Source organism: Flagellimonas okinawensis (assembly GCF_029194005.1).
Classification (GTDB): domain Bacteria; phylum Bacteroidota; class Bacteroidia; order Flavobacteriales; family Flavobacteriaceae; genus Flagellimonas; species Flagellimonas okinawensis.
Genome location: NZ_JARFVA010000004.1, coordinates 1 through 12,229, shown reverse-complemented (window position 1 = coordinate 12,229; position 12,229 = coordinate 1). Strand labels below are relative to the sequence as shown.

Annotated in this window: 6 protein-coding genes; 2 read left to right on the top strand and 4 right to left on the bottom strand. The window is 43.4% G+C overall.

Annotation, left to right across the window (positions count from 1 at the left end):
- Positions 1-4: 4 nt before the first annotated feature.
- On the bottom strand, positions 5-1,729 hold the full coding sequence (locus tag PY091_RS12065) for a GMC oxidoreductase (RefSeq protein ID WP_275649922.1): 1,725 nt from the start codon (positions 1,727-1,729) through the stop codon (positions 5-7).
- Between the two features lie 223 nt (positions 1,730-1,952).
- Between PY091_RS12065 and PY091_RS12060 the strand changes: the two genes are divergently transcribed.
- Both PY091_RS12060 and PY091_RS12055 read left to right on the top strand, forming a co-directional pair.
- The gene (locus PY091_RS12060; RefSeq protein WP_275649921.1) at positions 1,953-4,328 is read left to right on the top strand and encodes a S9 family peptidase; all 2,376 of its coding nucleotides are present in this window, start codon (positions 1,953-1,955) and stop codon (positions 4,326-4,328) included.
- Between the two features lie 81 nt (positions 4,329-4,409).
- The gene (locus tag PY091_RS12055) at positions 4,410-5,654 is read left to right on the top strand and encodes an NRAMP family divalent metal transporter (protein ID WP_275649920.1); all 1,245 of its coding nucleotides are present in this window, start codon (positions 4,410-4,412) and stop codon (positions 5,652-5,654) included.
- Positions 5,655-5,657: 3 nt separating this feature from the next.
- Here PY091_RS12055 and PY091_RS12050 read toward each other — a convergent pair whose 3' ends face one another.
- From PY091_RS12050 to PY091_RS12040, 3 genes are all read right to left on the bottom strand, one after another.
- Entirely contained in the window at positions 5,658-7,604 is a 1,947-nt protein-coding gene (locus tag PY091_RS12050; protein WP_275649919.1) for an OmpA family protein, read from the bottom strand.
- A gap of 1 nt (position 7,605) precedes the next feature.
- Positions 7,606-8,595 carry a PorP/SprF family type IX secretion system membrane protein gene (locus PY091_RS12045; RefSeq protein WP_275649918.1) on the bottom strand — a complete coding sequence of 330 codons (990 nt, stop codon included), beginning with the start codon at positions 8,593-8,595 and terminating at the stop codon, positions 7,606-7,608.
- A gap of 1 nt (position 8,596) precedes the next feature.
- The coding region (locus tag PY091_RS12040) for a T9SS type B sorting domain-containing protein (RefSeq protein ID WP_275649917.1) at positions 8,597-12,229 on the bottom strand (3,633 nt) is incomplete at its 5' end.

The window sequence follows — 12,229 nt, the reverse complement described above, 5'->3', positions numbered from 1 at the left end:
TTCCTTAAATGTTTTGTTGTTTCAATTGCTCCACAATATATTCCGAGGCCCTCATTGAGAGTGCCAATATGGTCCAGGTACAGTTCTTGTCGGCTTGGGACACAAATGGTCCGGCATCAACAATAAACACGTTGTCCACATCGTGCAACTGTTGGTATTTGTTGGTTACCGAAGTACGGGGGTCATCCCCCATTCTCGTGGTACCCACTTCATGGATGATATTTCCCGGATTGTGCAATCCGTAATTGGTATCCTTGTCCGGCTTTTTGCCCAAAGGCTCTCCGCCCATATTGATCAAGATTTCCTCAAAGGTATCCTGCATGTGCTTCGCTTGATTAATCTCGAACTGGCTCCATTTATAATGGAAACGCAGTACCGGAATACCGAACTCGTCCACAGTTGTCGGGTCAATCTCGCAATAGTTCTCTTTTCGGGCAATGGATTCACCGCGCCCGGCCATTCCTACCACGGCCCCATAGTATTTCTTGGCATCACTTCTAAGTACATCGCCATAACCACCAACCTTGGTCCCAAAGAACTTGTTGAACTCATTGGCATTGAAACCAAATCCGTAGCTCGGCATTCCCATTCCTCCCCATACTTCGATATGGTAACCCCGTGGAAAATCCAACTTGGAATTGTCGCCCCACCAAGGAGAATAAACGTGCATGCCCCCTACTCCATCTTCATTGTAGGACACCTTACGGTTCATTAAGTCAGGGATAAATGCAGCACGATCAGCCCCTGTGGAATCATGCAAATATTTACCCACAACATCACTGCTATTGCCCAATCCGTTAGGGTGTTGCTTGCTCTTGGAATTCAAAAGGATACGAGCTGAACTACAAGCCGATGCTCCCAGAACAACAACTTTACCTTTTAGTTTGTACTCTTTTCTATCTTCTTTGTTAATGTAAGACACACCTGTGGCACGGCCCTCATCGTCCGTGGTCACCTCACGAACCATACAGTTTACATACAGGTCGATTTGACCTCCGTTTTTCTGCGCCGGAAAGATCAAACAGGTCCCTGCCGAAAAATCAGCATATACCTGACAGGCACGGTTACATTGACCACAATAAAAACATACCCCGCGTTCATTGTTGATCTTCTTCGTAAGCATGGACATTCTGGATGGGTATACCGGAATATTGCTTTTCCTAGCTCCCTTGATATAAAAAAGCTCGTGCAACCTAGGTTTTGGGGGCGGTAAAAAGAAACCATCCGGATCATTGGGCAGCCCTTCATTGGTTCCAAATACTCCGATCATCTTGTCCACCTTATCGTAATAAGGTTTTATATCATCATAACTGATCGGCCAGTTGTCACCATGGCCGTCAACGTCTTTATGTTTAAAATCCTTTGGTCCAAATCTAAGGGAAATCCTTCCCCAGTGGTTCGTTCTTCCTCCAAGCATTCTGGAACGGAACCACTCGAATTTGGTTCCATCCTTTTGTGTGTAGGGTTCTCCCTCAATGTCCCAGCCACCATAAGCGGCATCGAAATCACCGAAAGGACGAAAGCGCGTGCTCTTCCCTCTTCGAGGGCTTTCATAGGGCCATTTCAACTGGGTCTGGTGTTCGGGCATTGCTGGATCAAAGAAAGGTCCGGCCTCTACAACGGCAACCTTAAGGCCCGCCTCTGAGAGTACCTTGGCCGACATACCTCCTCCGGCTCCAGATCCTACGATGATCGCATCGTAGTTTGTGCCGTTCTCAATTATTTGCATTGATTTGTGTTTGGTTTAGTTATAATTCTCTTTATACCAATTCCTTACCTTACTAATTTTAAGGCAACTTTTGGTTTTATGTACTTCTAGTTCGTTTTAAAGATACTTTTTCTGATCAAAAATTGGGCGACTTTATTAAATTTTCATTTTGATGGATTGCCCAGCAAACTCATCAAAATAACCGATATTTGGAGGACAAACCATCTTAAACCTTTCTGCTATCATGCAAAGATTTTTTACGCTTACCTTAATTCTCCTGCTTACTTTCAATTTACTTCAAGCACAAAAGGGAAATATATCCTCCCTTAAGATCAAAGATATTATGCAAGGGGATAATTTTGTGGGCAACAGACCGTCCAATGCCTATTGGTCCACTAATAACGAGACGCTGTATTTTGATTGGAATCCAAATAATGCCATGAGCGACTCTTTGTACGCCTATTCCATAGAAAGTAAAGATCTTACCAAGATTGATTTTCTAAACGCCAATTCGTTGCCATCGTCCCGGATTACCTACAATCCTTCGAAAAATCAAGCGACGTACTCTAAAAACGGGGATATTTTCTTGTTGAATATAGATAGCTATCAACCTAAGACCATAACAAAAACCCAAGAAAGGGAAAGCAATCCACATTTCACCGATTCAGGTAAAAGCGTAGCTTTTGTTAAGGGTGGTGAATTGTACACATGGTACATAGGTTCCGGTGTTTTGGAGCAAAAAACCAATTTTGTCAAGTCCAAGAAAGGGGAACCAAAACGTGATTCCAAAGACGAATGGCTGTACCAAGACCAACTGGAAATTTTTGATGTATTGCAGGAGCGAAAGGAAAAAAAGGATGCTGGCGAAAAAATCAGCGAACAACTACAAAAGCTTCAACCTTTGGAAATTGAGACCAAAGGAAAACCAGTTATCAATCTGCAGATAGATCCATCGGGCAATTACATTACCTATGTTTTAATGGACCGTCCCAATTCAAAAGGGACCATTGTTCCACACTTTGTCACAGAATCAGGATATACGGAAGACCAGAACACTCGTTCAAAGGTTGGGGATGAGCCCACACAGTATGAAATGTTCGTGTATGATATTAAAAACAGAAAAAATTACCCTGTGGTATTGGACAATCTGGAGGGATTGGATTACGTACCGGAATATACCAAGGACTATCCGGATAAGCCGTATGAGAACAAGGACCGTATCGGATTTGTCAACGGACCCACTTGGAATTCCGATGGCAGCAAGGCAATTTTGGATATTCAGGCCAATGATTACAAAGACCGCTGGATTGTTTTACTGGACCCGTCAACGGGAAAAGTGGAGCAACTGGACCGCCAGCATGATGAAGCTTGGATCGCTGGACCCGGAATTGGACGATGGGGCGGCGGATCATTGGGATGGATGCCCAATGGCAAAAGCATTTGGTTTATGTCCGAAAAGACCGGGTACTCGCACATATATACCTTGAACCTGAACACTAAAAAGTCCAAAGCTCTTACTTCCGGAGATTTTGAGATTTATGATGCTTCCCTTTCACAAGATAAGAGTCGTTGGTATTTTACTTCCAACAAGACACATCCCGGTGACCGACAATTTTATTCCATGCCCGTTAACGGAGGAAAATGGAACCAACTGACCCAAATGGTGGGAAGAAATGATGTGGTACTTTCTCCCGATGAGAAAAAAATGGCAATTCTGTACTCCTATTCCAATCGACCTACGGAGCTCTTTATCCAAGATAATCCCCTTGAAACAAAAGGCACATCCACAGCAGAAAAAATAACCGATTCCAACACTGAAAAATTTGAAGCATATGATTGGAAAGATCCTCAAATAATCACTTTTGATGCCTCCGATGGCGCCGAAGTCTATGCCAGGCTTTACGAACCCGAAAACAATGTAAAGAACAATGCAGCGGTGATTTTTGTGCACGGTGCCGGCTATTTACAAAACGCCCATAAATGGTGGAGCTCCTATTTTAGGGAATATATGTTCCATAACCTTTTGGTAGATAACGGCTATACGGTCCTTGATATTGATTATAGGGGAAGTGCCGGTTATGGAAGGGATTGGCGTACTGGAATTTACAGGCACATGGGAGGAAAAGATTTATCGGACCAAGTGGACGGAGCCAAAATGCTGGTGGAAAAATATGGGATCGATACAGATAAAGTTGGCATCTACGGAGGGTCTTACGGAGGCTTTATCACCTTAATGGGCATGTTCAACGCCCCAGAAACTTTTAGTGCCGGTGGCGCCATACGCTCTGTGGGTGACTGGGCCGCTTACAACCATGGATATACGGCCAGAATTTTAAATACTCCTGCAACGGATAGTTTGGCCTACAAACGAAGCTCGCCCATATACTTTGCCGATGGATTAAAAGGCGACCTTTTGATTTTGCACGGTATGGTGGACGACAACGTACACTTTCAGGATATGGTAAGGTTATCCCAACGTTTGATAGAACTCGGTAAGGAAAATTGGGAAATGGCGGTCTACCCGGTGGAGCGACATGGCTTTGTGGAGCCGAGCAGTTGGACCGATGAGTACACCCGTATCTACAAGCTGTTCCAAAAATCGCTGTTAGGAAAAGAGTAAGCTTGATAAGTTATGAGGTGGTGATGAGAATTTTAAACAAAAAAACATATCTTCCTGCCTGAAAATTAACAAACAAGCTTGATGAAGGCACTGTTGAAAGCGCTCGGCCCTGGACTACTGTTTGCCAGTATGGCCATTGGCACCTCACATTTGGTACTATCCACAAAAGCAGGTGCCCAATATGGTTGGGTAATGGTGATTCCCATAATATTGGCGAATTTATTGAAGTATCCTTTTTTTGAATTTGGTATCAGGTATACCACGGTAACAGAAAAAAGCTTGATAGAGGGTTACAACAATTTGGGTAAATCCTATCTATGGATTTATGCCTTTGTCACACTGATCTCCACCTTTACAATCTTGGCCGCTTTATATGTGGTTACCGCCGGTCTGTTTATGAACTTGTTCAATGTGACCACGATTGGTGCAGGGGCCATTTCTTTTGGTCTTTTTGTTTTTATCAGCCTACTATTGATCGTTGGGAAATATCAGTTCTTGGAACGATCGCTCAAAGCGGTTATCACCATTCTTTTTATTGCCCTTTTAATCACTACGGTTATGGTTTTGCAAAAGGGACCGGTTCCCAATAGCGAAAATTACCAAAGACCAGAAATCTTCAATGAGGCCGGAATATTGTTTTTGATAGGGCTTGTGGGCTGGATGCCCACAGCAGTGGAAGCATCCGGATGGGTCAGTCTATGGGGCATGGAAAACCTGAAGACCATGAAAAACAAACCCTCTTTAAAGCTTGCCCTGCAAGAATTCAACGTTGGCTATATTTTAACCGCAGTTTTGGCCCTGTTCTTTATGGTGATCGGTTGGATGACCCTATACGGAACCGGAACGGAACTTAGCGGAAATTCCGTGGTATTTGCCGACCAATTGGTCAACCTGTTCACTACCCATATTGGAAGCTGGGCCTATTTTTTTATAGCTGTTGCAGCCTTTGCCACAATGTTCAGCACCTGTATGACGGCACATGATGCCATTTCAAGGGTAAGTTTGGATGTTCTTCAAAAGCTGTACCCTAAAAAGAGCATTTTCGATCATAAACATGCCTTCGCCCTTATGGTTATTGCCATGGCATGGATTAATTGGATAGTGATTAGCCTATTCAGTGCGAACATGGGAAATTTAGTGGCATTGGCCACCTTCGTCTCCTTTGTTTTTGCCCCACTATTGGGATGGATGAACCTAAAAACGGTAACAGGAAAGGATGTTCCCAAAGAACATAGGCCCAAAATAGGATTGAGGGCACTTACATATAGCGGGATGGTGTTCCTATCCCTTTTTGCGCTTTACTATTGCTGGATGCTCTTGATGTAATTCTTAATCAAAAAGGACATTGTCGTTGAGTACCACGATCAAAGATCGCTGGTTCTGTTTGTGCAGTGCTTCCAGACAGAAGACGCCGTTGGTACAGTTGTTCAAGATCTTGTCCTCACCATAACCGATGGAATACAGAATACTTGTTGCTGGCACTCCATTATCCACCATATACCTCTTTATGGCATCGGAACGCCCTTGGGTCAATCTAAAATTGGTACTGCTTCCCCCACGACTGTCCGTATAGGTTTCAATTCGAAGTTGAGCTTCGGGAAAGGCTTTCATAAATTCAACGGCCTTATCCAATTCACTCTTGATCTTCGGAGTCAACTCGGTAGAGCTTGTATCAAAATAGAAATCATCCATTTTAACCACCTTTTGCCCTTCTCGTTCCTCCACAAGATCATCGTAAAAGGAAATTCCAATTTCAAAGGAATCATTTTGCAGTGACTGCAATTGTTCTTCGTTAAACTGTTCAATGTATCGTGAAAACCTTTCTTTTTTGGCCTCGACCACCACTTCCGATTCATAAGGGACCTCTAACCTATATTCCCCATTTTCATCAGAGATCGTTTCCGCCAATTTTACACCGTCCATATTCCAAATACTCACCACTGCGTTTGGTACGATTGTGGACGTATTATGGGAATTGACCACCTGTCCTTTTAAGGTAAGGGTTTTTAAACCTGGCTTTTCATCAACCTTGAACCCATAAATATCATCTTTTCCCTTTCCTCCTGGTCGGTTGGATGCAAAATAACCCAACAACCCTTCTCCTTCGTTCCTAATAATAAGACCAAAATCATCAAATTCGGTATTGATCTGGTCTCCTAAATTGATCGGAATACCAAAATCCTCTCCTTCAATATTTGATTTGTAGATATCCATTCCCCCAAGACCATAGAAAACATCGGAGGCGAAATAGAAACTGTTTTCAAAAATATAAGGTGCTATCTCGTTTCCTGAAGAATTGATCCTAGGACCCAAGTTTATGGGAGCGGACATCACTTGTCCATTATTGGTGTACACAAAATAGATATCCGTACCGCCATATCCGTCCTCAAAATCCGCTGAAAAATAGAGCTTGCCACTGGCGTCATCATAAAATGGATAATAGAAAGAAGTACTCAGATCTTTTAGCAACAATTGGTATGAACCTCCAATGGACTGTTTTGCAATGGACAAAGCATTTTTACCATTGGAATCAAAAGAAAGTTCCCCGTTCTGAGTATTGGACAGCACATAAAACACGCTGTTCAGTGCCGACGAATAGGAAGGCGTGGCCTTGTGGTAATCACTTTTGGCAAGGGCATCAAAAACATGCAAGGACATTACTTGTCCAGATGGTTGTATCTCCGATTCGTAAATATTGAAATACCCTTCATTTCCGGGTTCATATCGTATTTTTTTATTCACTTGTCGACCCGTGGAAAACAATAGTTTGTTGTTGTAAAAAGTCGGGGCAAAATCGGTTTGTGGGCTATTGGCCTCCAAATTAAAGATTTCATAGGTCAACTGATTCCCCTTATTGCCTTCTTGCAACAATTGATTGTTGAACTCCATATTCTCGGTGAGTTCCTTAGGAAAGACTGATGAAACACTGGTTAAATAACCTGCTTTGCCCTCTGTATTTGCTGTTTTGGACAAGCTTTGCAACATTTTGTTATAATGATGGCTATCCATCAAGGTATCCTGATCGTAAATTTCCATGTAGGCATTCGAGGCCTTTTCAAAATTATTGGTCTCAAAATAGGCATCCGCAAGGTTCAGGAACTGCTGTTTGGTCAAGGTTCCTTCCGAAAGCTGTTTTTCATAAGCACCCACCGCCTTTTGGTACTCATATTGAAAAAAGAAGACATCCCCGGCCGATTGCTTTTTTTGCGCGAAACAGATAACCGTGCCCACAAGGAACGCCCATAATGTTAATTGTATTTTTTTTGCCTTGATCATGTTAGAAAAATCTTGGGGAATCTATCTGCTTTCCTTTGTTCTTTGACTTCTTGTCCTTTGATTTGTTGTTGCCGGAACCAAAACCGCCCCGTCCTATATAAAACTTTAAAATAGCCTCGTGTGACCCTCCGCTGTATTCGCCCAGTCCATTGGTATTGTAATCATAGGAATACCCAATAAACATAGCATTGGAAATCTGAAATCCGGCCAATCCGCTTACGGCATTATCAAATCGGTAAGAAGCTCCAATGGTCAATGCATCGATAAACTGGAAGTTCGCCGATAAGTTTACCGTAACTGGAGAACCTTGGAGATAATTCACCAAAAACGCAGGTTTAAACTTGGTTCTGTCGCTCAGCTGAAACACATAACCACCAATAACATTGAGCTGCATATAATCTTCCACAATGGTGGCCACTTCATCATTATAGAGTTCATCTGTCAGGAAATTGGGAACGGAAGCACCCAAGTACCAATCTTCTTCGTGGTACATAAACAGTCCTGCTCCGACAGTTGGGTAAAAACTACTGTAAGTATCCCCAAGAATAACATTATCGGAAGGATCAAAGAATGTTCCTTCAGAATAATCCACATTTAGTGATGACCCTCCAGCATTCAATCCGAACGACAGTTTTGTGTCGTCGGACAACTGAATTTCATATGAATAGGACACATCAAAATAGGTTTGCGTAGAAGGCCCGAGCACATCGTTAACAATATTTACTCCCAGCCCCATTTTCTCATTATTGAAAGGAATATTGGCTCCTCCCCGAATGGTTGTTGGCGCCCCGGGAATATCTACCCACTGTGCGCGGTACAGACCTATGATCTCGGGGGTTTCCACCGTACCTACATAGGCAGGGTTAAAGCTCCCGATGTTGTACATGTACTGGGTGTACTGAGGTTCCTTCTGTGCCTGGACAAAGCCAAGGGCCATTAGAAACACTAGCAATACAATTCTATATTTTGGCAAAGCTCTTTTATCTGGCATTTTAGTTATCCCTTACAATTTGAATCCATCCTTTTACCACATCTGTTCCATCTCCATTAAGGTCTAGGATATAAAAATATGTTCCTTTGGGCAACTGCCCGTTCTTTCCTGTTCCGTCCCAAGAACTATCGTAACCGTTCATTTGGAAGACGCTATTTCCGTAGCGATCGAATACTTCGAATGTATTATTTGCATACAATCCTTCTGGGTCAATAAATTGCAAAGTATCATTGACACCATCCCCATTTGGAGAGAATATATTACAAATGGTTCCTGGATCGACACACTGACTTAAGTTAACAATGACTTGAGCAGTATCAGAGTTATTATCCGTAATACCATCATTAGGAAAAGAACTCAACAAACTTGCTGTATTTTCCAATGTTCCTGATTCAGTTACTACAACTGTAATCTCTAGTGTGACTATTTCTTCTGGAGATAACTCATCTATAACCCATTCTCCCGTAACATCATCATAAACTCCTTTTGAGGGAGTACTTGATTGAAATTCAAAACCACTACTCAAAACATCGCTTATAACAATATCCAAAACCCTATCCATTGTGTTATTTTCTACCGTAATGGTGAAGGTAACCTCGGTATTAATAAGGACTTCGTCCTTATCAACTTCTTTTGCGATTATCAAATCAATATCCATCGGGTTACAATCGGGTGTCAGGAACGGGTCACAAGCATCCAATGGGTCGGTTGCATTTTCGGGAACAGCTTCCGTACTTGGGTCATCTTCCACCAACACTTCCTCTCCATCCGTTAGGCCGTCCCCATCCGTATCTGGATCGTTCGGGTCGGTTCCCAAAGTAGCTTCTTCACCATCTGTAAGCCCATCTCCATCGGTGTCCACAATACAGTCGCTCACCGTTATAGTCACTTGTACGGTAGTTGGGCTACAAGGTGCTTGAGCCGTGGTTGCATACTCGAACACATATTCACCTGCTGGTAATCCAGCAAAATCCACAACATTTTCAGCTCCAATAACCAAGGTTCCATTCGATGGGTCGGTTATTACGCTCCAAGTTCCAGCATCGGCTCCTGTTAGCCTGGTATCCAAATCTATGGTGTTTGGACCTCCATTCCCAGCCACATTACAAGCAACTGTGTTGCTTGGTGTACCTGCATTTGGAGTATCGTTGATCGTAGCGACCACTTCTACTCTTTCGGTTTCACAACCGTTGGCCGAAGCCGTCACATAAAACGAAGTAGTCTCTGTCAATGTATTGGTGACAAAACTTGCACTGGTTGCTACAATACTGCCACCTGTTGGGGCATCGTACCACCTGTACGTTATCGCACTTTCATCGGCGACACTTGCCGATGCGGTCAATGTTAGAATACTTGGTCCACAACTTACGGCTCCAGCTGTATCATCTATAGTTGGGGTAAAGTTACGCACCAGGGTTATGGGCAAAATTGGACTTGCACATTCGTTATCATCATCGTAATAAAAACCATAATAGGTTCCTGGCTCTACCACTTGACCTCCATTTAAATGAGCACCGGTTACACTCGGATCATTACTGGTACTCCAAGTGAGTTCTGTTCCGGCAGGTGCCGTGCCAGTTACATAACTATTCAAATCGGTATCCACCACATCGCAAAACTCGATTGTGGTATTGCTTCCATTAAATTGAGGTGCTGTATTTCCAGCATCACAAGGTCCTGAACAATCGTTAACGGTAACCGTTACATCCACACTTTGGTTGGCACAAGTTCCCGTAGCACCAGTTGTAGTATAGGTAAATATGTAATCTCCTTGTGGCTGACCATCAAAATCTACAATATTGCTGGCATTGATAGTAATGGATGCTCCTACTGGAGCTGTGGTCAACTCCCAGGTACCCAGGTCCGCACCTGAAAGACTATCGTCCAGGTCCACCAAGGTATCTCCATTGCCCGAATCGCTGCACGTACCCAAATTGGAAGCAATTCCAGTAGTGGGTGTAAAACTTTGTGTCAAGGTAACTGGTGTTGCATTGCTGAAACAGTCGTTCAAAACATCGTAAAAGAATCCGTAATATGTTCCGGGCGCATTCACAACGCTACTAGTCAAATAGGCTGATGTGACCGAAATATCTGCATTTGTGCTCCATCTTAGCTCTGAACCTACGGGTGCCGTATTGGAAATGTACAAATCCAGTTCCTGATCAAAATCATCACAAAATGCTGTAAATACAGAACCATCAAGAGCTGGTGCTGTGGTACCGGCATAACATGTTTCCTTGGTAGCCGTATCCGTTGCTGGTGCCCCATTACCATTCACGTTAGACAAAACAACCGAAAGTGTTACTGTTCCGTTACCCAATCCACTCAAATCGATTCCTGTAATCTGTTGCGTTGGTGTTAAAATGTTTCCTGTACCTATTACATTAGTACCTCCTCCTGTACTGCTTATCGTATATTCATATGATGCATCTACTTCTGCATCCTGAAAAGTAAAACTAACCGTATTCTCGTTAGTTTGATTAATCGGATTTTGGTCAAAGCTCACTGAATAACCTGAGGGCAGTGTAGTTAATTTCAATGCAGTATCAGTTGTCACAGGACCTTCTGTTCCCAAAATATTACTTACTGTAACTGACAGTGTAACAATACCATCTGGCAAGCTACTTAAATTGATATTATTAACTGTTCTATTTGAAGAAACAACCAGACCTCCTCCGGTTACCGAAGCCACATTGCCATCCCCATCACTGGTAAATGTGTAATCAAAAGAAGTTAAGAATGTAGGTGCTCCGGAAAAAGAAAAACTGACATTATCTTCATTTGCCGAGTTGATAGGATCATTATTGATAGTTACTGTGTAACCAGAGGGCTGAACATCATCCTCACTAAGAAGATTAATGGTAGCTGTCGATGGACTTCCTATAGAGTAACCGGCTCCTGAATCTAGAGTAACCTCCACTGTTTCCGTTAGTTCAGTTAGATTATCATCAATTGGTTGTACAACAATGGTTGCACTGGTTTGCCCATTGGGTATGGAAATTGTACCAGAAAGTTGAACATAATCCACATCCGGGGTGGCTGCTGTTTCTTCTTCCCCAACACTATAATTAATTAATATATCACTACCAGTATTATTGACACCATTTATCACTACAGTAAAGGTACCCGAAGTTTCTCCAACTTCATTCGCTGTGTCATCTGATGCAGTAATAGTAACAATTGGAGTGTCATCGTTCTGGATCGTGCCCACTCCAGTGTCATCCGTGATAGTCGCGTTCACCGGGTTGCTGATAACCACATTGAAGTCCTCGTCCAGTTCAACCGACGTGTCCCCGTTGACGGTGACCGTGACAGTCGTGCTGGGAGTGCCAGAGGTGATCGTACCGCTGCCGCCCGTTATGGCAACGTAGTCGCCATCCGCAGTGGTCGCGGTGCCGTCAGAGGTGTTCACATCAAAATCTATGTCCGCGGCGGCATTTCCGCCACCGTCAACGCTTACCGTAAATATGAAGTCCGTAGTGCCGCCATCGCCCTCCGAAAGGGTCACATCGCCGATGCTGATCGCATCCAGGGCAACGTCGTCGTTGGTGATCGTGCCCACTCCAGTGTCGTCCGTGATAGTCGCGTTCACCGGGTTGCTGATAACCACATTGAAGTCCTCGTCCAGTTCAAC

What these genes read in the sequence shown, in the direction of transcription:
- PY091_RS12065 (WP_275649922.1), bottom strand. Translation starts at nt 1,729, where the DNA reads ATGCAAATAATTGAGAACGGCACAAACTACGATGCGATCATCGTAGGA.
- PY091_RS12060 (WP_275649921.1), top strand. Translation starts at nt 1,953, where the DNA reads ATGCAAAGATTTTTTACGCTTACCTTAATTCTCCTGCTTACTTTCAAT.
- PY091_RS12055 (WP_275649920.1), top strand. Translation starts at nt 4,410, where the DNA reads ATGAAGGCACTGTTGAAAGCGCTCGGCCCTGGACTACTGTTTGCCAGT.
- PY091_RS12050 (WP_275649919.1), bottom strand. Translation starts at nt 7,604, where the DNA reads ATGATCAAGGCAAAAAAAATACAATTAACATTATGGGCGTTCCTTGTG.
- PY091_RS12045 (WP_275649918.1), bottom strand. Translation starts at nt 8,595, where the DNA reads ATGCCAGATAAAAGAGCTTTGCCAAAATATAGAATTGTATTGCTAGTG.